The 22,376-nt window shown below is 69.0% G+C and carries 27 protein-coding genes; 17 read left to right on the forward strand and 10 right to left on the reverse strand.

All coding sequences use genetic code 11. The features are described 5' to 3' along the window. Positions 1-4 precede the first annotated feature (4 nt). Complete coding sequence (locus tag AORI_RS43160; RefSeq protein ID WP_016330882.1) at positions 5-1,168, reverse strand: pyridoxal phosphate-dependent aminotransferase; 1,164 nt, start codon at positions 1,166-1,168, stop codon at positions 5-7. A 29-nt stretch (positions 1,169-1,197) separates the two neighbouring features. Between AORI_RS43160 and AORI_RS43165 the strand changes: the two genes are divergently transcribed. Further along, positions 1,198-2,496 (forward strand): DUF445 domain-containing protein, encoded by a 1,299-nt coding sequence (locus tag AORI_RS43165; protein ID WP_016330883.1) that lies wholly within the window; start codon positions 1,198-1,200, stop codon positions 2,494-2,496. Between the two features lie 274 nt (positions 2,497-2,770). Here the strand turns inward: AORI_RS43165 and AORI_RS43170 are convergent, their stop codons facing one another. After that, entirely contained in the window at positions 2,771-3,238 is a 468-nt protein-coding gene (locus tag AORI_RS43170) for a CGNR zinc finger domain-containing protein (protein WP_043847862.1), read from the reverse strand. 93 nt (positions 3,239-3,331) lie between these two features. Here AORI_RS43170 and AORI_RS43175 point away from each other — a divergent pair, with 93 nt between their 5' ends. From AORI_RS43175 to AORI_RS43185, 3 genes are read left to right on the forward strand one after another with little or no spacing between them, the layout of a single operon-like run. Beyond that, positions 3,332-3,700, forward strand: a complete 369-nt coding sequence (locus AORI_RS43175; RefSeq protein WP_016330885.1) for a VOC family protein — start codon at positions 3,332-3,334, stop codon at positions 3,698-3,700. 33 nt (positions 3,701-3,733) lie between these two features. Further along, positions 3,734-4,111 carry a TFIIB-type zinc ribbon-containing protein gene (locus AORI_RS43180; protein ID WP_073846206.1) on the forward strand — a complete coding sequence of 126 codons (378 nt, stop codon included), beginning with the start codon at positions 3,734-3,736 and terminating at the stop codon, positions 4,109-4,111. A gap of 2 nt (positions 4,112-4,113) precedes the next feature. Then, the gene (locus AORI_RS43185; RefSeq protein WP_016330887.1) at positions 4,114-4,770 is read left to right on the forward strand and encodes a P-loop nucleotide/nucleoside kinase family protein; all 657 of its coding nucleotides are present in this window, start codon (positions 4,114-4,116) and stop codon (positions 4,768-4,770) included. Here AORI_RS43185 and AORI_RS43190 read toward each other — a convergent pair. Continuing rightward, complete coding sequence (locus AORI_RS43190; protein WP_016330888.1) at positions 4,735-5,865, reverse strand: methyltransferase domain-containing protein; 1,131 nt, start codon at positions 5,863-5,865, stop codon at positions 4,735-4,737. The genes AORI_RS43185 and AORI_RS43190 overlap by 36 nt on opposite strands. A gap of 151 nt (positions 5,866-6,016) precedes the next feature. Here AORI_RS43190 and AORI_RS43195 point away from each other — a divergent pair, with 151 nt between their 5' ends. The 5 genes from AORI_RS43195 to AORI_RS43215 all read left to right on the forward strand — a co-directional run bounded on the left by AORI_RS43195 (position 6,017) and on the right by AORI_RS43215 (position 9,489). Next, the gene (locus AORI_RS43195; RefSeq protein WP_016330889.1) at positions 6,017-6,424 is read left to right on the forward strand and encodes a helix-turn-helix domain-containing protein; all 408 of its coding nucleotides are present in this window, start codon (positions 6,017-6,019) and stop codon (positions 6,422-6,424) included. Beyond that, positions 6,421-7,095: a hypothetical protein gene (locus tag AORI_RS43200; RefSeq protein ID WP_016330890.1), complete on the forward strand. Its 675-nt coding sequence runs from the start codon at positions 6,421-6,423 to the stop codon at positions 7,093-7,095. Before AORI_RS43195 ends, AORI_RS43200 begins: the two co-directional genes overlap by 4 nt. An 84-nt stretch (positions 7,096-7,179) precedes the next feature. After that, positions 7,180-7,473 carry a DUF2516 family protein gene (locus tag AORI_RS43205; RefSeq protein WP_016330891.1) on the forward strand — a complete coding sequence of 98 codons (294 nt, stop codon included), beginning with the start codon at positions 7,180-7,182 and terminating at the stop codon, positions 7,471-7,473. Positions 7,474-7,486: 13 nt separating this feature from the next. Then, a complete protein-coding gene (locus tag AORI_RS43210) occupies positions 7,487-8,041 on the forward strand; it encodes a YbaK/EbsC family protein (protein ID WP_016330892.1) in 555 nt (184 codons plus the stop codon). Further along, complete coding sequence (locus AORI_RS43215) at positions 8,038-9,489, forward strand: aromatic amino acid lyase (protein ID WP_016330893.1); 1,452 nt, start codon at positions 8,038-8,040, stop codon at positions 9,487-9,489. Before AORI_RS43210 ends, AORI_RS43215 begins: the two co-directional genes overlap by 4 nt. Here the strand turns inward: AORI_RS43215 and AORI_RS43220 are convergent. Together AORI_RS43220 and AORI_RS43225 are read right to left on the reverse strand one after the other, a co-directional pair. Continuing rightward, positions 9,428-10,144: an ABC transporter permease gene (locus AORI_RS43220; protein WP_043848531.1), complete on the reverse strand. Its 717-nt coding sequence runs from the start codon at positions 10,142-10,144 to the stop codon at positions 9,428-9,430. The two genes, AORI_RS43215 and AORI_RS43220, sit on opposite strands and share 62 nt — an antisense overlap. Further along, the gene (locus AORI_RS43225) at positions 10,141-10,827 is read right to left on the reverse strand and encodes an ABC transporter permease (protein WP_016330894.1); all 687 of its coding nucleotides are present in this window, start codon (positions 10,825-10,827) and stop codon (positions 10,141-10,143) included. The genes AORI_RS43220 and AORI_RS43225 overlap by 4 nt, the downstream gene beginning before the upstream one ends. A gap of 172 nt (positions 10,828-10,999) precedes the next feature. Here AORI_RS43225 and AORI_RS43230 point away from each other — a divergent pair, with 172 nt between their 5' ends. The 3 genes from AORI_RS43230 to AORI_RS43240 all read left to right on the forward strand — a co-directional run bounded on the left by AORI_RS43230 (position 11,000) and on the right by AORI_RS43240 (position 13,578). Then, complete coding sequence (locus AORI_RS43230) at positions 11,000-11,896, forward strand: ABC transporter substrate-binding protein (protein WP_016330895.1); 897 nt, start codon at positions 11,000-11,002, stop codon at positions 11,894-11,896. Between the two features lie 149 nt (positions 11,897-12,045). Beyond that, a complete protein-coding gene (locus AORI_RS43235) occupies positions 12,046-12,480 on the forward strand; it encodes an SRPBCC family protein (RefSeq protein ID WP_016330896.1) in 435 nt (144 codons plus the stop codon). A gap of 99 nt (positions 12,481-12,579) precedes the next feature. Further along, positions 12,580-13,578: an NADP-dependent oxidoreductase gene (locus AORI_RS43240; RefSeq protein ID WP_016330897.1), complete on the forward strand. Its 999-nt coding sequence runs from the start codon at positions 12,580-12,582 to the stop codon at positions 13,576-13,578. A 79-nt stretch (positions 13,579-13,657) separates the two neighbouring features. Here the strand turns inward: AORI_RS43240 and AORI_RS43245 are convergent, their stop codons facing one another. The 5 genes from AORI_RS43245 to AORI_RS43265 all read right to left on the reverse strand — a co-directional run bounded on the left by AORI_RS43245 (position 13,658) and on the right by AORI_RS43265 (position 17,164). Beyond that, positions 13,658-14,287, reverse strand: coding sequence for a pyridoxamine 5'-phosphate oxidase family protein (locus AORI_RS43245; RefSeq protein ID WP_016330898.1), 630 nt, complete (start codon positions 14,285-14,287; stop codon positions 13,658-13,660). 15 nt (positions 14,288-14,302) lie between these two features. Next, positions 14,303-15,187 (reverse strand): formyltetrahydrofolate deformylase, encoded by an 885-nt coding sequence (purU, locus tag AORI_RS43250; protein ID WP_200870952.1) that lies wholly within the window; start codon positions 15,185-15,187, stop codon positions 14,303-14,305. After that, positions 15,165-15,824, reverse strand: coding sequence for a DedA family protein (locus AORI_RS43255; protein ID WP_016330900.1), 660 nt, complete (start codon positions 15,822-15,824; stop codon positions 15,165-15,167). Before AORI_RS43255 ends, purU begins: the two co-directional genes overlap by 23 nt. Positions 15,825-15,887: 63 nt before the next feature. Further along, entirely contained in the window at positions 15,888-16,685 is a 798-nt protein-coding gene (locus AORI_RS43260; RefSeq protein ID WP_016330901.1) for a hypothetical protein, read from the reverse strand. Beyond that, a complete protein-coding gene (locus tag AORI_RS43265; RefSeq protein WP_016330902.1) occupies positions 16,667-17,164 on the reverse strand; it encodes a DUF2505 domain-containing protein in 498 nt (165 codons plus the stop codon). The genes AORI_RS43260 and AORI_RS43265 overlap by 19 nt, the downstream gene beginning before the upstream one ends. Positions 17,165-17,190: 26 nt before the next feature. Here AORI_RS43265 and AORI_RS43270 point away from each other — a divergent pair, with 26 nt between their 5' ends. The 5 genes from AORI_RS43270 to AORI_RS43290 all read left to right on the forward strand — a co-directional run bounded on the left by AORI_RS43270 (position 17,191) and on the right by AORI_RS43290 (position 22,322). Continuing rightward, positions 17,191-18,243 (forward strand): UDP-N-acetylmuramate dehydrogenase, encoded by a 1,053-nt coding sequence (locus AORI_RS43270; RefSeq protein WP_016330903.1) that lies wholly within the window; start codon positions 17,191-17,193, stop codon positions 18,241-18,243. 137 nt (positions 18,244-18,380) lie between these two features. Next, complete coding sequence (locus tag AORI_RS43275) at positions 18,381-19,556, forward strand: L,D-transpeptidase (protein WP_016330904.1); 1,176 nt, start codon at positions 18,381-18,383, stop codon at positions 19,554-19,556. A gap of 115 nt (positions 19,557-19,671) precedes the next feature. Then, complete coding sequence (locus AORI_RS43280) at positions 19,672-20,484, forward strand: alpha/beta fold hydrolase (protein ID WP_016330905.1); 813 nt, start codon at positions 19,672-19,674, stop codon at positions 20,482-20,484. Positions 20,485-20,505: 21 nt separating this feature from the next. Next, on the forward strand, positions 20,506-21,810 hold the full coding sequence (gene mshA, locus AORI_RS43285; RefSeq protein ID WP_016330906.1) for a D-inositol-3-phosphate glycosyltransferase: 1,305 nt from the start codon (positions 20,506-20,508) through the stop codon (positions 21,808-21,810). Further along, positions 21,807-22,322 (forward strand): type III secretion system chaperone family protein, encoded by a 516-nt coding sequence (locus tag AORI_RS43290; protein WP_016330907.1) that lies wholly within the window; start codon positions 21,807-21,809, stop codon positions 22,320-22,322. The genes mshA and AORI_RS43290 overlap by 4 nt, the downstream gene beginning before the upstream one ends. The last annotated feature ends 54 nt before the right edge of the window (positions 22,323-22,376 follow it).

Genomic DNA, 22,376 nt, shown 5'->3' on the forward strand with positions numbered 1-22,376 from the left:
CGGGTCACCGAAGTTTGCGCAACCGGGTGACGGCTTCGTCGATGACCTCGTTGCGTTTGCAGAACGCGAAGCGCAGGAGGTGTTTCCACTCTTCCGGGTGATCGGTGAACACCTTTACGGGCACGGCCGCCACGCCCACCCGTTCGGGGAGCTCCCAAGCCAGCTCCGCGGCGTCGTCGAAGCCGAGCGGACGGACGTCGACGCAGACGAAGTACGTCCCGGCGGTCGGCCGGACCGCGAAGCCCGCCTCCGCGAGGCCGGCCGCGAGCCGGTCGCGTTTGTCCTGGAGGCTCGTGCGCAGCTCCTCGGCCCACGGCAGTTCGTGGTCCAGCGCGTGGGCGACGGCGGGCTGGAACGGGCCACCCGAGACGAAGGTGATGAACTGCTTCGCCGCCTTCACCGCCGCGACGAGTTCGGGGCTCGCGCAGACCCAGCCGATCTTCCAGCCGGTGCAGTTGAACGTCTTGCCCGCGCTGGAGATCGACACGGTGCGGTCGCGCATGCCGGGGAAGGTCGCGAGTGGGATGTGCTCGGCGTCGTCGAACACCAGGTGCTCGTACACCTCGTCGGTGATCGCGATGAGGTCGTGCTCCACGCAAAGCTTGGCGACGGCGTCCAGCTCGGCGCGGGTGAACACCGTGCCGGTCGGGTTGTGCGGCGAGTTGATCAGGATCGCCCTGGTCCGGCCGGTCACCGCGGCGCGCAGGCCCTCGATGTCCAGCGCGAACCGGCCGTCGCGTTCCACCAGGCCGACGACCCGCCGTTCCGCACCAGCCATGGCGACCGCGGCCGCGTACGAGTCGTAGTACGGCTCGATGACGATCACCTCGTCACCCGCCTGCGTGAGCGCGATCAGCGACGCCGCGATGGCCTCGGTGGCACCGGCGGTGACCAGGATCTCCGTGTCGCGGTCGTACTCGACGCCGTAGCGGAGCCGATGCCGCGCGATCGCCGCGCGAAGCTCGGGCCGCCCCGGACCCGGCGGATACTGGTTCGCGCCCCCGAACAGCGCGTTCTTGGCGGCGTCGAGCATTCCGGCGGGGCCGTCGGTGTCGGGGAAACCCTGGCCGAGGTTGACGGCTTCGTGGCGGACGGCGAGTGCCGTCATCTCCGCGAAGATGGTCGACGTGAAGGGCTGGAGGCGGGGTACGAGGACAGGTTCGCGCACGATCAGCCATCCTCACGGACAATGGCGGTGTGGAGCAACTGACGCCCGCCAAGGTGACCCCAGCCGATCCGCCCGGTGGAACCGCCGCCGAGGAGGAGAAGCGCCGCGGCCTGCGCAAGATGAAGACGGTCGCGCTGTCGTTCCTGCTCGGCGCGACGGTGATCTTCCTGCTGACCAGCTGGGCCGAGGCCGCGGGCTGGCCCGCGTGGGTCGGCTACGTCCGCGCGGCCGCCGAGGCCGGGATGGTCGGCGCGCTCGCCGACTGGTTCGCGGTGACGGCGCTGTTCCGGCATCCGCTGCGGATCAAGATCCCGCACACCGCGATCATCCCGAACAAGAAGGACGCGCTGGGCAGCAGCCTCGGTGACTTCGTCGGCTCGAACTTCCTGTCCGAGTCCGTGGTCCGCGAGAAGCTGAGCCGGGTCGAGGTCTCGAAGCGGCTGGGTGGCTGGCTCTCCCAGCCCGCCAACGCCGAGCGCGTGACATCCGAGCTGGCCACCGTGGTGCGGGCGGCGGTGAAGGTGCTCCGCGACGAGGACGTCCAGGCGATCATGGAACAGGCCGTGGTCAAGCGGATCGTGGACAAGCCGTGGGGGCCGCCGCTCGGCAAGATCCTGGAGGGCGTGTTCGCCGACGGGGCGCACCACAAGCTCGTCGACCTGATGTGCGACCGCGCCTACGAATGGGTGCGGGACAACCACACGACGATGCTGCGCGTGGTCTCGGATCGGGCGCCGAGCTGGTCGCCGAAATTCGTCGACGAGATGCTCGCGGACAAGGTCTACGGCGAGGTGCTGTCGTTCGTCTGGGCGGTGAAGACCGACGTCAACCACCCCATGCGGCTGGCGCTGGACAAGTTCCTCGGCGAGTTCGCCCAGGATCTGCAGACCGACCCCGAGGTGATGGCGCGCGCCGAGCAGGTCAAGTCCCAGATGCTGGGGCACGACGAGGTGCAGAAGCTGATCGGTTCGGCGTGGGCGACGGCGAAGGAGATGCTGCTCAACGCCGCCGAAGACCCGTCGAGCGAGCTGCGGCGCCGCGTGCGCACGGGCCTCGAGACGCTCGGCGGACGGCTGGTCTCCGACGAGCACATCCGGTCCAAAGTGGACACTTGGGTGGAGGGGGCGGCGGCCTACGTCGTCACCCACTACTCCAAGGAGATCACCACGATCATCACCGACACGGTGGAGCGCTGGGACGCCGAGGAGACCTCGCGCAAGATCGAGCTCCAGGTGGGCCGGGATCTGCAGTTCATCCGGATCAACGGCACGGTGGTCGGCGCGCTCGCCGGCCTGGTCATCTACACGGTCGCGCAGCTGCTCTTCTGAGCCGCCGCGCGTATACCACACTCCGGAGGCCGCGCCGGGAGTTGTCCACAGGAAGTGGAGTCATCCCCAGGGTTATCCACAGCTTTTCACGTTTTTGGCCTAACGGTGTGCACAACCCCTGGGGGTAACTCGGGGGTGGGTGACACCAGAAGTTGTGGTCCCGGCGATGTCTGCCCGGCGGAGCTGAAGGACGCTTTCACGGCATGCGATGCGACGAAAGCGTCCTTCGCCGCGCGAGATGCGGTGAAGGACGCTTTCAGCCCACGCTGGGTACTCAGGTCGAGACATCCGCCGTCCGGGCCCGCCAGGCCCTCGCCTTTTCGCGGTTCCCGCAGGCCCGCATCGAGCACCACGTCCTCGACCGGTTCCGCGATTCGTCGTAGAACGCCCACAGGCAGTCGTCCGCCGGGCAGATCTTGAGCCGGATCCATTCGCCGAGCACGGTCAGCCGGGTCGACGCCGCCAGCACCGCCTCGCAGACCGTTTCCGAGACCAGGAGCGGGCCTTCCGCGCCGAGGACGATCTCCGCCGGGGCGCGCAGGCCGAGCCGGGGGAGTCGCGGATCGCCGATCGCCGCCCTCAGCGCGTCCCGGGTTTCCCGTGCGGCCGCGGGGGTATCCGCTCGCAGCCGGTGATCGCGGGCCCAGCGTTGCCAGGACTCCAGCTCGTCCAAGAGGTCGGTGCCGCGTTCGACGTTCACCGTGTTCAGAAACTCGACCACCAGGGACGCGTCGGTGTTCACCCCGCCCAGTGTACGGGCGAGACCGGTTGTCATCGGCTTTGATAACCCCCATACTTGGTTCACTGGTTACTCGATCATTCTGGAGGCTGAATCATGGGTGCGGTACCGACCTTCGGCGCGGTGGCGCTCGACTGCCCGGATCCCGTCGCGCTGGCGGAGTTCTACCGCGAGCTGCTCGACTGGAAGGCGGCCGAAGTCGCCGAAGACGGCCATTGGGTGACCCTGCGGAACCCGGAGGGCGGCGCGCGGTTCTCGTTTCAGCGCGTGCCGGACTACCGCCCGCCCGCGTGGCCGTCCGCCGAGAACCCGCAGCAGGCGCATATCGACCTCGACGTCACCGACATGGAGGCCGCCCACGAGCGCGCGCTGGCCATCGGCGCGAAGCTGCTCGACGACTCCCCGGAGACCTTCCGGGTCTACGCGGATCCGGTCGGACACCCGTTTTGTCTGTGCGCCTGCTGACCTCGCGGCGGAAAAATGCGTAATCTCTGATACGTGATTTGTCCGAAGTGCCAGAACGCCATGAAGACCGTCGACAAGAACGGCATCCACATCGACCAGTGCCAGGGATGCCGCGGCATCTTCCTGGACCGCGGTGAGCTGGAAGCCATCACCAACGCCGAGACCTCGTACTACGGCGGCGGCGGGCACCAGCCCCCGCCGTATCAGGGAGGTGGGCACGCGCCGGCGCCGCATTACGGCCGTCCGGATTCGCCGCGCCCGCACCGTGGGGGTTACGCCGACTCGCCGAAGGGCTACCGGGGTGGGTACTCGGACTCGCCCAAGGGGTACCGCGGCGGATACGCGGACTCTCCGCACGGCTACGGCCACAAGCGTCGCAAGGGCGGCTTCCTCGAGGGCCTCTTCGACTGACCGTGGTCCTCGATCTCAAGATCTGCCCGGCCTGCGGTGATCGCGCCGAACGGCCACGAGTCGAGAGCGGGCTGCTGGTGTGCGCGGTATGCGCGCACCGGTGGCCGTTCCGGCGGCTCCCGCTGTTCGCGCTGACCGGACCGAGCGGGGCGGGCAAGTCGACGGTCGGGCCGCTGCTGGCGCGACGGCTCGGCGATCTCGCGCTCGTGGTCGAGCAGGACGTGCTGTGGACCGGGGCGCTGCGCGACGACGTCCCCGGCCATCCCGCGTTCCGCTCGACCTGGTTGCGGATGGCGGCGATGCTGCACCAGAACGGGCGCCCGGTCGTGCTCTGCGGCACGGTCGCGCCGCCCGAATTCGAGCGGTTGCCCGAGCGCGTCTTCTTCTCCGACATCCACTACCTGGCGCTCGTCAGCGAGCCCGACGCGTTGCGCAAGCGTCTGCTCGCGCGGCCCGCCTGGCGCGAGTGGGACGAGGAGCGCGTCGAGGAGATGCTGGAGTTCAACGCGTGGCTGCAAGCGGAAGCGTCCGCGATGCAGCCGCCGGTCGAGCTGTTCGACACCACTCATATCCCGGTCGAAGACGCCGTCGACCACGTCGAGCAGTGGGTGCGCGGCCTGCTTTCAGGGGCTCAACGGCCAAGTGCGGCCCTCGGGTGAATCCAGCCAGATCACCTGTTCGTCCCCGTTGAGGCTGAGCCCGAACCGGTCTCGTCCAGGCTCGCCGAGGTCGAGCCATTCCTCATACGCGGCTTCGACGATCTCCCACAGCCGCCGCGGGCCGCCTTCGGCCACTTCGAACCCGTCGCCCGCCTGCCGATGGCGCAGCCATGAGCCGTCCGGATGAACCATGGCGGTGCTCCGGCCGTCCCGCGAGGCCGTCACGCCCGGCAGGCAGAGCCCGGCGAAGAACTCGAAACGGCTGCGGACCTCGGTGATCACCCCCATCGGCAGCCGCGTCGGCCGCCAGGTGACCTCGCCCTCCGGCACCTTCGACTGCTTGAACCGGTGCGCGCGCAGCGGCATGAAGCGACCGTCGCGCGCGAGCACCCGCCCGTGCCCCGTCGCGCCTTCGCCCGCGACGATCCGGACGAGCCCGCCGCCGATCGGCCGGTTCAGCGTGGTGAGGATCAGCCCGCCGGGCATCGTCTGCGCCAGCCAGGCGGGCGGGATCGACGACACCGAGCAGGTGCAGATCACCCGGTCGTAGAGCACTCCCGCCGGGAAGCCTTCGGCGCCGTCGGCGGCCGCGCACGAGGGCACGTATCCGATCTCCGCGAGCCGCTTGCGCGCGGCGTCGACGAGTTCCGGGTCGATGTCCACTGTGTACACGAGCCCGGCGCCGAGGCGGTGGCACAGCAACGCGGTGTTGTACCCGGTGCCCGTGCCGATCTCCAGTACACGATGTCCGTCGGCGACCCGGAGCTCTTCGAGCATGATCGCCATGATCGCCGGCTGGCTGGACGAGCTCGTCGGCGTTCCCGGCTGCGCGCCGAGATACCGCGCCCGTTCCCAAAGCCCGGAATCGTCGTCCAGCTGCACGACCAGTACGTCGGGGGAGTAGACGCGCCTGAGCCACTCGTCGTCGCCGTGCTCGACCGCCGCCCAGCCGTTCGCCGCCGGGACGAAGAACCGCGGCAGGAAGACGTGCCTCGGCACGGAGCGGAACGCGGTCATCCAGCGCGCGTCGTGCAGCACGCCCTCGGCGAGCAGATGCTCGACGAGGCGCCGCCGCAGCCGCGTGGCGTTCGACATCCCTCCACGGTAGCCGGGTGAGCACCAACACACCCGATGGTTGCAAGCAGAGTGCTTGCAATTGCTAGCACTCGGGCGTAGCGTTGATGACGTCGCGAGGAGGTGACCGATGTCAGACACCGACCGGGATCAGCCCATATCGGGCGGACCGATGGAGAAGGTCGCGGACATCGCTTCCGACATCGGCGAGTACATCCGCCAGCAGCGCAGCAACGCGAAGATCTCCTTGCGGCAGCTGTCGAAACTCGCCGGCGTGTCCAATCCGTACCTGAGCCAGATCGAGCGCGGGGTCCGCAAACCCAGCGCGGAGATCCTGCAGCAGATCGCCAAGGGCCTGCGTATCTCGGCCGAGGCGCTCTACGTGCAAGCGGGAATCCTCGATCTGCCGACGGGCGGCCCGGTCGGCGACGCGATCCGCGCCGACACCGAGCTGACCGAACGGCAGAAGCAGGTCCTGCTCGACGTCTACGAATCGTTCCGCCGCGAGAACGCCGCCGCGAAGCCAGAGCCGGTGGCGCCAACCCCAGAACAAGCCGCCGAATCCAAGGAGACAGCATGACCACCGCCACGAAGAACGACCGCAAGCACACCGCCCTCGACCAGGTCCGCACGCCGCTGCTGGCCGCCCTGGGTGCCGGCAACCTGGCCGGACAGGCCGTCGTCGACGCCGTGTCGAAGGCCAAGGAGAAGGTCGTCGAGGGCAGCGAGACCGCCCGCAAGAACATCGAAGAGCTCCCGCACGACGTCGAGGGTCTCCGCGAGAAGCTGGACCCGGCCGAGCTGCGCAAGGTCATCGACGAGTACACCGAGGCCGCGCTGAAGCTGTACAACAAGCTGGCCGAGTCCGGTGAGCAGGCGTGGGACAAGATCGCCGCGCAGCCGCAGGTCAAGAAGGCCATCGAGCAGCTCGAGGACGCGATCAGCACCGCGCAGGACCGCGTCGAGGGGGCGACCACCGACGCCCGTGAGCGCATCGACACCGTGCTCGGCAAGGTCACCAAGGGCACCCGCTCCGTCGGCGAGAAGACCGCCCGCAAGGTGACCGAGGTCGCCGGCGAGATCGCCGACGAGGTCGAGGAGATCGGCGACGACCTCGCGCACGAGACCCGCTCGGCTTCGCGCAAGGTCGCCAACAAGACCGCGCCGAAGACCACGACCACCGCGCGCCGCACCACCTCCAGCCCGGCCGCCAAGAAGCCGGCCACCGCGCCGAAGACCACCGAGAAGTAAGGTCCGCGTGAATTCCAGGGCCCCTGGCACCGCTTCGGTGCCGGGGGCCCGGGTCATTCGCCCGGTTTGACGTAAGCTGAGTTCGTGTTCGTTGCCAACTGGATCCTCATCGCCATCCATTGGGGCGGCGCGCTGACGGGGCTGTTCGCGTTCGTGCACGCGCTGTTGCAGCGTGCGGACGCGTATTCGGCCGCCGATCGGAAGACCAAGCCCATCTGGATGCTCATCACCGGTGGATCCACCGTGGTGCTGACGTTCTTCCAGTTCTACGGCGGCGGCATGATCCTGTGGCTGCCCGCGCTGGTCGCGGTCCTGGTCTACCTCGTGGACGTCCGGCCCAAGCTCATCGAGGTCCAGCGCGGCGGCCGTAACTGGTGATTAAGGTGGCGGTGTGACTGACTGGACCATCGCCGGAAGCCTCACCGTCGTCCCCGCCCTCACCCGCACGGATCTGCTCGCCGAGCCCGTCGCGAAGGCACTCGCCGCCCTGCCCGATCCGGACGCCGTCGGCGTCGTCGAGATCGACGCCGAGCTGGCCGACACCGCCGCCTTCTGCGAGGCGTACGGCTCACCGCTCTCCGCGTCCGCGAACTGCGTCGTCGTCGCCGGCAAACGCGCCGGTGAGGTGCGCTTCGCCGCCGCGATGATCCTCGCCACCACCCGCGCCGACGTGAACGGCGTGATCAAGCGCCGTCTCGACGTCCGCAAGGCCTCCTTCGCCCCGATGGACGAGGCCGTCTCGCTCACCGGAATGGAGTACGGCGGCATCACGCCGGTCGGGCTGCCCGGGGAGTGGCCGATCCTCATCGACCAGCGCGTCGCCGACGAACCCGAGCTGGTCATCGGAAGCGGTATCCGCGGCGGCAAGCTGCTGATCCCGGGCTCCGTCCTCGCGTCCCTGCCCGGCGCCGAGGTGATCGACGGGCTCGCGCGCCCCGTCGAGTGAGGCTGTCCACAAAGGACTTCCCGCTGGCCTCCGCCTTCGAGGCGGAGGTCATCGAGATCGACCCGGCGTTGCTGGCGAGGCTCGGCGAGAACCGTGCCGGGGTCCTCGCCGCGCTGGGTGAACGCCCCGTTTACGGCGTGAACACCGGCATGGGGCGGCTCGCGGGGGTCGCCGCGCCCGCGTCGAGCGAGCACCAGCGGAACCTGCTGATCGGCCGTGCCGTCGGCGGCCCGCCGTGGCTCTCCGCCGACGAGGTGCGGTGGCTGCTGCTGGTGCGCCTGCGGGATCTGCTCGCGCCCGAAGCCGGCGCCAGCCCGGAGCTGGTGACCTTCCTCGTCGACCGGCTGAACGAGGGGTTCACCCCCGCCGTGCCGCGGACGGGGCTGGGCAGCGCCGGCGAGATCATCCCGCTGGCGCACGCCTTCCAGACCTTCCTCGGCGTCGGGACCGTGCTGGTGGACGGCGTCGAGACGCCCGCGTCGGAGGTGCTGGCCGAGCCGTACGAGCCAGGCCTCAAGGAGGCCGCGACCCTCATCCAGGGTTCGCCGCTGGCCGAGACGCTCGCCACTTTCGCGCGGACCGAAGTCCAGCAGGTGCTGGAACTCCAGACGCTGGCCGCCGCCATCGCGATCGACGTTCTCGGTGCGCCGCAAGGGGTCTATCGCCCCGCGTTGGCGGGAGACGATCAGGTGCTGCGTTCGGTCCTGTGCGCAGTGAGCGATCTGATCCAAGGTGCCGTCGAACGGCCGGTCGTGCAGGCACCCGTTTCCGTGCGGGTGGCACCGCGCGCGCTCGCTCATCTGACGCGGGTCGCCGCCGAACTGGGCGAGGTGCTCGGGCGCTCGGTGCCGACCGATTCACCCGTGTTCCTCGATGGCGAATTCGTGTCCACGACCGGGTTTCATGCCGTCGAACTCGGGCTGCGGATGGACGCGGTGACGGCGGCGCTGGTGCATCTCGGCGAAGTGAGCGTGCAGCGGACGCACCGGTTGCTCGACGAGCGGTTCAGCGGTCTTCCCGCGCAGCTCGCGGTGGAGCCGGGGCCGCGGGCGGGGCTGGTGCCGTTGCACAAACGCGCGGTGGGGGAGTTACACGCGCTGCGGCGGCTGGCCACGCCCGCGACGTTGGGTTCCGTAGACACCTCCGGTGGGCAGGAGGACGTGCAGGCGTTCGCCTGGGCGGCGGGGAACCAGCTCCGTGACGCTTGCGCGCGGATGTTCGTCATCACCGCCTGCGAGCTGATCACGGGTTCGCAGGCGCGGTGGCTGGCAGCCGGGGATGGGGCGCCGGAGCTGGGCGCGACCTACAAGCGGCTGCGGGAGCTGGTGCCGCCCGTCGAGGAGGACCGGGCGCTGGGCCCGGCGGTGACGGCGGTGGTTTCGGCGCTCAGGAACGGGTTTCCGCACGGGACTGGATCGCCAGCCCGCGAGGAGTCACCCAACGCGTGACGAGCGCGAAAACCCCTTCGCACACCAAAGCCAGCACGACGACCGCGATCCCACCCGCCAAAATCTCGCCGTGGCCGGGTTCGCCGAGCGCGAAACCGTCCACAATGTACCGTCCGAGCCCGCCGCCGTCGTTGACGATCGCACCGATCGCGACCGTCGCCACCAGTTGCAGGAACGCGACGCGGGCACCCGCGAGGATGACCGGTGAGGCGAGCGGCAACTCCAGGCGCAGCATGATCTGCCACTCGCGGTAGCCGGTTCCGCGCGCGGCGTCGACGGTTTCCTGCTCCAGCTGGATGACGCCCGCGTAGGTGTTGGTGAACAACGGCGGCAGCGCCAACGCCACCAGCGCGAGCATCAACGGCCAGAAGCTCGTGTCGGCTTCGAGCCGGGAAGCCAGGAACCAGAACAGGATCACCAGCCCGAAGCTGGGGATCGCGCGGCCGATGTTCACCGCGCTGGTCGCGAGGAACTGCGCCCGGCGGTAGTGCGCCAGCCACAACGCGGGCGGGATCGTCAGCACGGCCGAGATCGCCAGTGCCAGCAAGGAGAACTGGAGATGCTCGACCGTCCGGTACGGCACGCCCGCCGGATCGGTCCAGCTCCAGCGGTTCGGCTCGCCGAACCATTCGATGGTCTGGTCGATGATGCTCATCGCGACGCCGCCTTCCGCGACCACGGCGCGAGCGCGCGCCCACCGAGCCACAGCAGCAGATCCACCAGCACGGCCAGCACCACGGAAAGCCCGACGCCGACGATGATCGACGTCGGGTTCGGTGTCGCGGTCTGGATGCCGTTGCGGATGAAGTACCCCAGGCCGCCCTTGCCGAGCATGGAGGTCACCGTCACGAGCCCGATCGTGGTCACCGCCGCGACCCGCAGGCCGGCGATCACCACCGGCAGCGCGAGCGGGAGTTCGACCTGCCACAGCAACCGCGCACGCGTGAAACCCATGCCTATCGCGGCTTCGCGGACCTCCTTGGGTACTTGTTCGACGCCGGTGACGATGTTGCGGATGAGGATCAGCAACGTGTACGTCGCCAACGGGATCACCGCTGTGGTGAAGGACGTCAGGCCGGTGAAGGGAACCAGAACGGCGAAGGCGCCGAGACTCGGGATGACGTACAGGGAACCGGCCGTGCCCAACGCGATGACGTAGAACCACCGGCGACGCAGCGAAATCGCGGAAACACCGATCGACACCACCAGTCCGATGGCGAGTGCCGCCGCGGTCAGGACGATGTGCTCACCGAGCCGCTCGAAGATCTCGTCGAGGTGGCGATCCACCCAGCGCCACTCGAAGAGCGGCCGTCCGCCCTGGGCGGGAACGGGGAACACGGAGGATGCTCGCACCGGCCGACCTTACCCCGTTCGGGGCGCGGGATTCCGTTCTCTGGGAGCGCAAGGGTGCAACTCTCAAAATGTGGATTCTGTCGTGACCCGGAGATACTGTCCATTCCTCTGAACGAGTCATAGGAGTGTGCACGTGCGCTGGACACGGAATGTTCGAGTGGGCGCGGTGCTCGCCGCCGCCGTCCTCGGTATGACCGCCTGTGGGGGCGGCGACGACGCGGCGGCCCCGGCCGCGCAGAGCAAGGGCGGGGCGCCGATCGTGGTCGCCTCCTTCAACTTCACCGACAGCGTGATCCTCGCCGAGCTGTACGCGAACGCGTTGGAGGCCAAGGGTTACCCGATCACCCGCAAGCTGAACCTCGCTTCGCGCGAGCTGATCTACCCGGCGCTGAAGTCCGGCGAGCTCCAGTTCATCCCGGAGTACCAGGGCGCCGCCATCACCACCGGCTACGGCAAGGAAGCCCCGAAGGACGCGGCGGGCGAGCACGAGCAGCTCAAGAAGTTGTTCGAGCCGGACGGTATCGGCCTGCTGGACTACTCGCCGGCGGAGAACAAGAACACCTACATCGTGAAGGCCGATCTCGCCAAGGAGAAGGGGCTGGCGAAGATCAGCGACCTGGCCAAGGTCGGCGACGTCGTCGTCGCCGGTGCTCCGGAATGCGCGGAGCGGCTGCCCTGCTTCAAGGGCTTCACCGACGTCTACAAGCTGAAGGCCACGTTCCAGACGGTGCAGGAGGCGGGCCCGCGCGTCGAGCAGTTGCGGTCCGGCAAGGTCACCGTCATCCCCGTCGACTCGGTGAGCCCGCTCGTCGGCGATCCGCAGTTCGTGGCGCTGGAGGACGACCTCGCCATCGTGCCGACCGAGAACGTCGTGCCCGCGGTGAACAAGAAGGTCCTCGACGAGCGCGGCGCCGACTTCGCGGCCGCCGTCAACGCCGTGAGCAAGGCCCTCGACACGGTGCAGCTGCGTGAGCTGAACAAGCGCGTCGACTCGGACGGCGAGAAGCCGGGCGATGTCGCGAAGGACTGGCTGAAGGAGAAGTCGCTCATCTAGCCCCCTTCGAGTGCCATGAAAGGTCCTTTCCTTGCAAAATTTGCGAGGAAAGGACCTTTCCTTGCATCTGGGCAGGGGGTGCGCGTTCCTCCGGCGGGCAGCGGTGGAATCGTGGACGCTGTCTTGCCACACGGGTGAAAGGGAGTGGGATGGGAAAGGTCACGGCCGTCGCGGAGCGCACCATCGAGGCGCCGGCGGACAAGGTCAGGGCGCTCGTCGCGGACTACGCCGAAACCCGGCCGAAGCTGCTGACGGAGCACTACCGCGACTACGAGGTCATCGAAGGCGGCGTCGGCGCGGGCACGAAGGCGCGCTGGAAGCTTCAGGCCACGTCGAAGCGCGTGCGTGACGTCGCCGCGACGGTGACCGAGCCGTCCGAAGGCACCCTCGTCGAGACCGACGCGAACTCCAGCATGGTCACCACCTGGACCGTCCGCGAGGTGCCGGGCGGCAGCCTCGTCCGCATCGAGACCACCTGGGACGGCGCGGGCGGCATCGGCGGCTTCTTCGAGAAGACCTTCGCGCCCGGTGGACTCAAGCGGATCTACGAGGGCGTGCTCGGCAAGCTCGCCGAGGTCGTGTAGCCCTCGCCACAATCGGAATGAGCGCCCCGGTTAGCTCGTTGTACCCGAGGTGAATACGGGGCGATCGCCCCGCTTCGGCAACAGACTTGGAGTTACCTCGTGAACGCAACCGAGATCCGGCTCGCCTCCCGTCCGCACGGTGTCCCGACGCTGGAGAATTTCGAGATCGCCGACGTCGAGATCCCGGTGCCGGGCGAGGGGCAGATCCTGGTCCGCAACCAGGTGCTGAGCGTGGATCCGTACATGCGCGGCCGGATGAGCAGCGCGAAGTCCTACGCCGAGCCGTACGAGGTCGGCAAGGTCATGCACGGCGGTGCCGTCGGTGAAGTGATCGAGTCCACCGTGGACGATTTCAAGCCCGGTGACATCGTGCTGCACGGCCTCGGCTGGCGTTCGCACGCCGTCGTCGCCGCGAAGCACGCGGTGAAGGTGGACCCGGAGGCCGCCCCGATCACGGCGTACCTCGGCGTCCTCGGCATGACCGGGCTCACCGCGTACGCCGGACTGCTCGAGGTCGCCGAGTTCAAGGAGGGCGACACCGTCTTCGTGTCCGGCGCGGCGGGTGCCGTCGGGTCGGTCGTCGGCCAGCTGGCGAAGCTGAAGGGCGCGAAGCGGGTCATCGGCAGCGCTGGCACGGACGACAAGGTCAAGTGGCTGACCGACGAGCTGGGCTTCGACGCGGCGTTCAACTACAAGGACGCCCCGGTGGCCGAGCAGCTGCGCGCGGCGGCGCCCGAAGGTATCGACGTGTACTTCGACAACGTCGGCGGCGAGCACCTCGAAGCGGCCATCGACTCGATCAACCTGCACGGCCGCATGGCGATCTGCGGGATGATCTCGGTCTACAACAACACCGAACCGGCCGCGGCGCCGCGCAATCTCGCGTCGATCATCGCGAAGCGGTTCACCATGCGCGGCATGCTGGTCGGTGACCACTACGCGCTGCAGCCGCAGTTCGTGCGGGAGGTCGCTCCGCTGGTCGCCTCCGGGCGGCTGAAGTACTCGGAGACCATTGTGGACGGTATCCGCAACGCGCCGCAGGCGTTCCTGGACCTGTTGGGCGGGGCGAACACCGGCAAGATGCTGGTCCGCGTCTGACCCGCCTCCCGCTGGATGTCATGAAAGGGTCGTTCAGGACATTTTTTGTCCTGAACGACCCTTTCATGACATCTGGGGCTCAGTACTGCGTGGTGAGCGCGCCTTCGGTCAGCGCCGCATCGAGCGCCTCCGCCGACACGTCCAGCTTCATCTGGTCACGGAAGATCTGGCCCGCGGTCGGCAGGCTCGACCGCTCCGGCCACGTCTCCGGCTTCCACAGCGACGACCGCAGGAAAGCCTTGGCGCAGTGCATGTACAGCTCTTCGACCTCGACCAGGATCGCCAGCGCCGGCCGCTTCCCCTTGACCACCAGGTCGTCGAAGAACGGCGCGTCCGCGACCAGTTTCGCGCGGCCGTTGATCCGCAGGGTCTCGTTCATCCCCGGGATCAGGAACAGCAGCCCGGCGTGCGGGTTTTCGAGGATGTTGGTCTGGCTGTCGAGCAGTTTGTTGCCCGGCCGGTCCGCCAGCACCAGAGTCTTGTCGTCGAGCACCTTCACGGAACCGGCGGGGTCGCCGCGCGGCGAGACGTCACAGGTCCCGTCGGACGACGCCGTCGCCAGCAGGTAGAACGGCGAGTGTTCGATCAGCGTGCGCGCGTGCGGATCGAGGAAGGGGATGATCTTCCCCTTGGTCCGCTCGGCCGGGTGGCCGAGGTGCTCACGCAGCGCTTCGAGCGTCTCGATCACCTTGATCTCTGAGGTCCCCATAGCGACAGTGAACCACTAGAAGACGACAGTCCGGTTCCCGTGCACCAGCACACGCCCCTCCAGATGCCACCGCAACCCGCGCGCCAGCGTCACCTTTTCGATGTCGCGGCCCTTGCGGACCATGTCCTCGACCGAGTCGCCGTGGTCGACGCGGATGACGTCCTGGTCGACGATCGGGCCCGCGTCGAGGTCGGCGGTGACGTAGTGGCAGGTCGCGCCGATGAGCTTCACCCCGCGCGCGTGGGCCTGGTGGTACGGCCGCGCGCCGACGAACGACGGCAGGAAGCTGTGGTGGATGTTGAGCGCCCGCCCGGCCCACGCCTCGCACAGCTCCGGCGGCAGGACCTGCATGAACCGGGCGAGGACGACGGCGTGCGGGTCGTGCTCGTCGACGAGTTTCCGTACCTCGGCGAACGCCGCAGCCTTGGCGGCCGGGTCGCCGGCGGGGAACGGCACGTGGTGGAACGGGATGCCGTGGGCGCGGGTGATGTCGCCCAGCGACGCGTGGTTGCCGATGACGGCGGCGACGTCGACGTCCAGTTCGCCGGACGCGACGCGGCCGAGCAGGTCGTAGAGGCAGTGCCCGGCCTTGGAGACGAGGATCACCGCGCGGCGGCGTTCGCCGGTGTCGCTGACCTGCCAGCTCGACTCGCTCGAAAGCGACTTCGCGACCTCGGCGAAGCGCGTGCGCAGCTCGGCGGCGTCGAACGGGAGCGAATCGGCGCGGACTACCTGGCGGGTGAAGAACCAGCCGGTGTCCGGGTCCGTGTGATACGCCGCTTCGACGATCCAGCCGCCGTGCTCGGCGAGGAAACCCGAGATACGGGCGATGATGCCGGTGCGGTCAGGGCAGCCGAAGGAGATCACATAGCGACGTTCAGGGTTCGACACGCACACCATTGTCGCTGGTCCCGGCCGCCGCGCGGCGCCGGGTCAGGATGCGCACCCGGACCCGCCGCCCGATCTCGATCGCCGCGACCAGCAGCAAGCCGAGTGCGAAGGACAGCAGAAGGCCCTTCTCCGGCTCGTCCGCGAAGGCCGCTCCGCCGACGAGCCCGATCAGGACGCTGTACACCGCCCAGATGCCCGCGCCGAGGGCGTCGAGCGCGACGAACTTGCGAGGCGGGTAGCCGAGGCTGCCGTTGGCGAGCCCGCTCGCGACGCGGCCGCCGGGCAGGTAGCGGGCGGCGAGGATCAGCAGGACCGCGTTGCGCCGCACCTGGATCTTCGCCCATTCGTAGCGCCGGACACCGTCCGGACCGCGTTGCAGGCGGGCGAGCGCCCGCGGGCCCGCGGCGGCGCCGACGGTGTAGCCGAGACAGTCGCCCAACCAGGCCCCGAGCGCGGCGATCAGCGCGAGCAGTGCCAGCAAGGAGAAGTCCGTGCCGATCAGGACGGCGACGGTGATGACGGTGGTCTCGCTCGGCATGAACGGCAGGAGCGCGTCCAACCCGGACACGAGGAACACGATCACCCACAACCAGGGCGATCCGAGCGTGCCCTCGAGCAGCCCGGTGACGTACTCCAGCAGTTCCACGGTTCCATGGTGATCACCGCAGGTCGCTTTGGGGTGACGGAGCGGGGTTCGACCGGTGAATTCCTAGTCCGGGGCCACCGAGGACCACGGCACGGTGAGTTCACCCAGCCGCCACCGCGACGGCCGGTTCAGCACCGGCCAGCCCCGGGCGGTGAGCAGATGGACGGCGTGCGCCCAGCGGGCACGGACGCCGAAGTTCTGATGCGGCGCGGCTGTCGCCCAGCAGATATCCAAAGTGGACAGTAGTTCGTGGACCCGTTCGCCGGGAACGTTGCGATGAATGAGGATCTTGGGCAGCCGTTCGGCCACTGTGGACGGACGTTCCAAGCTGGCGAGATGTACCGACAGGGTCAGCGTGCGCGGCCCGTCGTGCCCGACGGCGAGCCAGGTGCTCAGCCGTCCGATCTCGTCGCAGGTGCCCTCGACGAGGAGCCCGCCCGGCGTCATCGCGTCCAGCATGAGCGACCAGGCACCCGGGACCTCGGCTTCGTCGTACTGCCGCAGGACGTTGAACGCGCGCACCAGCACCGGCCGTGCCCCGGCCAGCTCGAAGCCGCCGCGCCGGAAGTCCAGCCACGGCTTGTCGACGGCGGATTGCGCGACGGCGACCCGTTCGGCGTCCAGCTCCAGGCCGAGCACGCGGACATCACGGCGGACGGTGCGCAGCCATCGCGCCATCTCGACCGTGGTCACCGGTGAGGCGCCGTAGCCGAGATCCACCACGAGCGGTTCGTTCGCGCGGCGCAGCAGCCGCGTCACCCCCGGATCGCTCGCGAGCCACCGGTCCACCCGGCGGAGCCGGTTCGGGTTGGTCGTGCCCCGGGTCGGTGCCCCGACCGGTTTCAGCGCTCGGCCAGCCATTTCGCGACGAATTCCGCCTCGCGCTCCAGCAGCTTGGTTACCTGTTCGGCGATCACGCCTTCCAGCTTTCCGCCGACGAACGGGATCCGCACCTTGACCTGGCCGCTGTTCACCAGCGTCGTCCGCTCGCCTTCGGCGGTCAGCGACGTCTTCGCGGTGATCTCGCCCGGCACGCCCGACACCGCCGCCGTCGCGGTGCCGGTGTAGCCGTCCCCGGCCGCCTTCCAGCTCTGCTCGCGCTCGACGATCAGATCGCCCCGGTGCAGCGTCCGCACGGCCGACGGGAGCTTGTCCGAGCTGATGCCCTGACGCAGCTTGTAGCGCACTCCGTCCTCGGCCGGGACGTACTCCAGCAGTTCCGCGTCGTCGCCGCCGATCTGCTCCAGCCGCGCCCGCAGCGCGGCCTCGCCTGCGACCGCGTCGAACGTGGTCGCGAGGTCTGCGGAGAACGCCGAACGGTGCTCGATACGGGAGGCCATGGCGCCAGACAGTACCGTTCACGGGCGTGAGCACTGCCGAAACTCCCACCCTCGCCGACCACACCACGTTGCGCCTCGGCGGTCCGGCGCGGCGTTATGCCGAGGCGAAGACCGTGCGGGCCCTGGTCGACGCGGTCCGCGAGGCCGACGAGGCGGGCGAGCCGGTCCTGCTGCTCGGCGGCGGGTCGAACCTCGTCGTCGCCGACGACGGTTTCGAGGGCACGGTGCTGAAGGTCGGCAACACCGGCTGGACACGTGACGGAGATCTCGTCGAGGTCGCGGCGGGCGAGAACTGGGACGGTTTCGTCGAGGGCCTGGTCGCCGAGGGCGTCGGCGGGCTCGAATGCCTCTCCGGGATCCCCGGCTCGGTCGGCGCGACGCCGATCCAGAACGTCGGCGCGTACGGCTGCGAGGTGGCCGAATCCCTGGTCTCGGTCGATCTCTACGACCGCGCCACCCGCGAAATCCGCACGCTGCCCGCCGAAGAGCTCGGCTTCGGGTATCGCACGTCGATCCTGAAGGGGACCGACGCGGGCGTCGTGCTCACAGTGCGTTTCAGGGTCAGCGAAGACGGCCTCTCCGCCCCGATCCGCTACGCCGAACTCGCCCGCACGCTCGGCGTCGAGATCGGTGACCGGGTCCCGGCGGCCGAAGCACGCGAAGCGGTCCTCGGGCTGCGTCGCGGCAAGGGGATGGTCCTGGACGCCGACGACCACGACACCTGGAGCGCGGGCTCGTTCTTCACCAACCCGATCATCGGCGAGGCGCGGCTGGCGAAGGTGCTGGCGGGCATCGTGGATGTCGTCGGCGAGGACGTGCGCGTGCCGCAGTACCCGGCGCCCGGCGGCACGAAGCTGTCCGCGGCCTGGTTGATCGAGCGGGCCGGGTTCGCGAAGGGCCACGAAGGGCCCGGTGGCCGGGTCTCGCTGTCGACGAAGCACACGCTCGCGCTCACGAACCGGGGCAAGGCCTCGACCGACGACCTTCTCGCTCTGGCGCGCGAAGTGCGCGACGGAGTCGAGGCTCGCTTCGGCGTTTCGCTGCACCCTGAACCCTTGCTCATCAACTGCGCGCTTTGACCGAACAACCCCACGCCACCCTCGTGCGTCTATCCCTCTGAGGGGCGAGGGCGAGTTCCGTCGCCGCGGGTAACGTCGGAGAGGTTCCCGGCGCTGAGCGGGTAGAGGCTCGCGGGGATCTTCATGGGAGGTACACGGTGATCGAACGGCGCACGGTGTTCAAGGCCGCGCTCGCCGCGGGGGCGGCCATGCTGGCCGCCGCCTGCTCCAGCGAGGAAGGCGGCAACGCCAAGCCGGAAGGCAGCGGTGGCGGGGAACAGGGCGCCGCCCCGGTCGCGAAGATCACCGCCGAACCCGCCGCCGACGCCAAGGACGCCTCCGTGGTGACGCCGGTCGTGGTGAAGGTCGCCGACGGCAAGCTCACCGAGGTCAAGGTCACCGGCGACAGCGGCAAGGACGTCAAGGGCGAGCTTTCCGCCGACGGGCTCACCTGGACCAGCACCGAGGTGCTCGGCTACGGCAAGACGTACACGTACGCCGCGAAGGCCACCGGCAGCGACAACAAGCCCGCCGAGTTCAAGGGCTCCTTCAGCACGGTCAAGCCGGCCAAGGAGGTTCGCGCCACGCTGAACCCGACCGACGACGCCGAGGTCGGCGTCGCGATGCCGATCAGCGTGAAGTTCGCGTCCCCGGTCAAGGACAAGGCGGCCGCCGAGAAGGCGCTCAAGGTGAAGACCGACAAGGACGTCGAGGGGTCCTGGGGCTGGCTGTCGGACACGCAGGTCGATTGGCGGCCCAAGGAGTACTGGCCCGCGAACATCAAGGTCAACGTCGAGGCGAAGCTCTACGGCGTCGCGCTCGGCGGCGGCGCGTACGGCAAGGCCGACGTGACCACCGAGTTCAAGATCGGCCGCAACCAGGTGGTCAAGATCAACACCCCGGACCACGTGATGAAGGTCTACCGGGGCGGGGCGGAATCGGCGAGCTACCCGTGCTCGAACGGCCTGGACTCCGACGTCCAGCGCAACACCCCCAACGGCACGTTCATCGTGATGACGAAGGAGCCGATGGCGCGGTTCGACAACGCGCGCTACGGCTACACCAACGTCAACAAGAAGTGGTCCTGCCGGATCTCGAACAACGGCGAGTACATCCACGAGAACCAGGACAACGCGGCGAACATCGGCAAGGCCAACACCTCGCACGGCTGCGTGAACCTGCTCGAAGCGGACGCCAAGAAGTACTTCGACTCGGCGATGATCGGCGACCCGGTCGAGATCACCGGTTCGAAACTGGGCAGCCCGACCAAATCGGACGTCAAGGACTGGTTCTACGACTGGAAGTCCTGGAAGGCCCTCTCGGCGATCAAGTAACCAAGTGACAAGGGCGCCGGTGGCCGTTCGGTACAGGTGGTCGTGAGTGGCGTTTCGGGTTCTAACCCGAAACGCCACTCACGACCAACCCGGCCGACCTCATAGGCTGGCGACCATGAAGACCGAGGTAGTCGGCTACGGCGGGACTCGCATCGGCTTGTGGGTCGAAGGCGCCGAGAACACCCGTCCGATCGTGTTCGTGCACGGCTGGGCCCAGTCGAGCCGGGCCTGGGCGCCGCAGCTGGCGGATCCCGCGCTCAGTGAGCGGTTCCGCCTGGTCGCGATGGATCTGCGCGGTCACGGGGATTCCGAAGTGCCCTCCGCCGGCTACGACGATCCGCGGGTGTGGGCGGAGGATCTCGCCTCCGTTCTCGACTTCGCGGGCGAAGACGCGATCGTCGTCGGCTGGTCCTACGGCGGGCTGGTCATCACCGACTACCTCCGGGTGCACGGCTCTTCGCGGCTCAGCGGCGTCGTTTTTGTGGGCGCTATCACAGAAATCGGCAAGAACCGCCCCGGCGGCAAGGTCGGGCCCGCGATGCGCGACGCCATCCCGGCGGTGCTTTCGGACGATCCGGCGGTCGCGATTCCGGCGTTGGTGCAGTTCAGCGCGCGGATGACGACGGCGCCGGTGTCCGGCACGCTCACCCAATCGCTGCTCGGCGCCTGCCTTTCGACGCCGCCCGCGGTGCGCTCCGCGCTGTTCCGGCGTGACGTCGGAAGCGAGGACGTCCTTCGTGATCTGGACAAACCGGCACTTATCGTCCATGGTCTCGCGGACGCTGTGATCGATCCGACGGCGGCGGAATACGCGGCGGGGAAGATTCAGGGGGCCGTCGTGCGTTGGCTACCTGAGGTGGGGCATCTGCCGTTCGCCGAAGCGGCGGACGAGTTCGGTGAACTGCTGCGCGGGTTCGCCGATCAGTAGGACTTCGGGAGTGTTGACCAGGTGACGATCCCTCTGCATGGGTTCGACGCCGCGCCCAGGCGCGTCGCGGTGCTGTCGTTGCACACTTCTCCGCTGGAACAGCCGGGTACCGGCGACGCCGGGGGCATGAACGTCTACGTGAGCCAGACGGCCACCGAGATGGCCCGCCGCGGCGTCGAGGTCGAGGTGTTCACGCGGGCCACGTCCTCGGACCAGCCGCCGATCGCCGAACTGGCGCCCGGCGTGCTCGTCCGGCACATCCCGGCCGGGCCGTTCGAGCCGCTGGGACGCGACGAGCTGCCCGCGCAGCTGTGCGCCTTCACGGCCGGGGTGCTGCGGGCCGAGGCGTTCCACGAGCCGGGCTACTACGACCTCATCCATTCGCACTACTGGCTCTCCGGCCAGGCGGGCTGGCTCGCCCGCGACCGATGGGGCGTGCCGCTGGTGCACACCGCGCACACCCTGGCGAAGGTCAAGAACGCCGCGCTGGCCGAGGGTGACACCCCCGAGCCGCGCACCCGCGTGATCGGCGAGGAGCAGGTCGTCGAGGAGGCGGACTGCCTGGTCGCGAACACCCGCGTCGAGGCCCGCGAGCTGATCGAGCTGTACGAAGCCGACCCGCACGCCGTGCACGCCATCCCGCCCGGCGTCGACCTCGACCGCTTCACGCCCGGCTCCCAGGCCGCCGCGCGCCGGGCGCTCGGCCTCCCGGCAGACGCGATCGTGCTGGCCTTCGCGGGCCGGATCCAGCCGTTGAAGGCGCCGGACGTCCTCCTGCTGGCCGCGGCCGAAATGCTGCGTGAGCGGCCGGAGCTGGCTTCGCGGCTGGTGGTGCTGATCGTCGGCGGCCCGTCCGGGACCGGGCTGGAGCAGCCGCAGGCCCTGCGTGAACTGGCCGTCTCCCTCGGGATCGAGGCGCAGACCCGGTTCATGCCGCCGCAGCCCGGCCAGTCGCTGGTCGACGTCTACCGGGCGGCCGACATCGTCGCCGTGCCGAGCTACAACGAGTCGTTCGGGCTGGTCGCGCTCGAAGCGCAGGCCTGCGGGACACCGGTGATCGCGGCCGAGGTCGGCGGGCTGCCGGTGGCGGTCCCGCACGGTGTCTCCGGGCTGCTCGTGCCTTCGCACGACGCGAAGGACTGGGCGGGCGCGCTCGCGAACGTCGCGCTGCGGCCCGAGCGGCGTGCCGAGCTTTCGGCCAACGCCGTCGTCCACGCGCGGCGCTTCTCCTGGCGCCGGACGACGGACCGCCTGCTGGACACGTACGCTCAAGCGACCGGCGCGTTCCGGCGTGCCCTCGAACAGCGCGCGGAGGTGGCGGTTTGACGCTCGACGAGACCTTGCGGTCCTCTTTGGACAATGCGGGCCTGAAATACGACAGGCGTGGCGAGGGAAAGTACTTCGTCACGTTGCCCGGCACCAAGAAGCTGCAGACCAACTGCTGGCTCGTCGCCGGTGACCACGCTTTCGCCGTCGAAGCCTTCGTCTGCCGCCGTCCTGATGAGTCCCATGAGGACGTTTACCGCTTTCTGTTGCGCCGCAACGCGAAACTGTACGGCGTGCACTACACCGTGGACGCGATGGGCGACATCTACCTGGTCGGCCGGTTCGGGCTGGACACGGTCACCGAAGCCGAATTGGACAAGATCCTCGGGCAGGTGCTGGAAGCCGCCGACGGCGATTTCAACACCCTGCTGGAACTCGGGTTCGCCGAATCGATCAAACGCGAATGGGACTGGCGCGTCTCGCGCGGCGAATCGCTGGCGAACCTTCAGGCGTTCAAACATCTCGTCGAGCCTTCGAACGGGCACGAGCCCGGGGCCTTGACCGACTCGTGACCCGGACGGTGCAACGGCACCGTCGTCCGTTCCGTCTCTTTCCGCAGCACTGGA

This window comes from Amycolatopsis keratiniphila (genome assembly GCF_000400635.2).
Lineage (GTDB): Bacteria > Actinomycetota > Actinomycetes > Mycobacteriales > Pseudonocardiaceae > Amycolatopsis > Amycolatopsis keratiniphila.

What these genes read in the sequence shown, in the direction of transcription:
- AORI_RS43175 (WP_016330885.1), top strand. Translation starts at nt 3,332, where the DNA reads ATGGGTGCGGTACCGACCTTCGGCGCGGTGGCGCTCGACTGCCCGGAT.
- AORI_RS43190 (WP_016330888.1), bottom strand. Translation starts at nt 5,865, where the DNA reads ATGTCGAACGCCACGCGGCTGCGGCGGCGCCTCGTCGAGCATCTGCTC.
- AORI_RS43195 (WP_016330889.1), top strand. Translation starts at nt 6,017, where the DNA reads ATGGAGAAGGTCGCGGACATCGCTTCCGACATCGGCGAGTACATCCGC.
- AORI_RS43200 (WP_016330890.1), top strand. Translation starts at nt 6,421, where the DNA reads ATGACCACCGCCACGAAGAACGACCGCAAGCACACCGCCCTCGACCAG.
- AORI_RS43220 (WP_043848531.1), bottom strand. Translation starts at nt 10,144, where the DNA reads ATGAGCATCATCGACCAGACCATCGAATGGTTCGGCGAGCCGAACCGC.
- AORI_RS43235 (WP_016330896.1), top strand. Translation starts at nt 12,046, where the DNA reads ATGGGAAAGGTCACGGCCGTCGCGGAGCGCACCATCGAGGCGCCGGCG.
- AORI_RS43245 (WP_016330898.1), bottom strand. Translation starts at nt 14,287, where the DNA reads ATGGGGACCTCAGAGATCAAGGTGATCGAGACGCTCGAAGCGCTGCGT.
- purU (WP_200870952.1), bottom strand. Translation starts at nt 15,187, where the DNA reads ATGGTGTGCGTGTCGAACCCTGAACGTCGCTATGTGATCTCCTTCGGC.
- AORI_RS43260 (WP_016330901.1), bottom strand. Translation starts at nt 16,685, where the DNA reads ATGGCTGGCCGAGCGCTGAAACCGGTCGGGGCACCGACCCGGGGCACG.
- AORI_RS43265 (WP_016330902.1), bottom strand. Translation starts at nt 17,164, where the DNA reads ATGGCCTCCCGTATCGAGCACCGTTCGGCGTTCTCCGCAGACCTCGCG.
- AORI_RS43280 (WP_016330905.1), top strand. Translation starts at nt 19,672, where the DNA reads ATGAAGACCGAGGTAGTCGGCTACGGCGGGACTCGCATCGGCTTGTGG.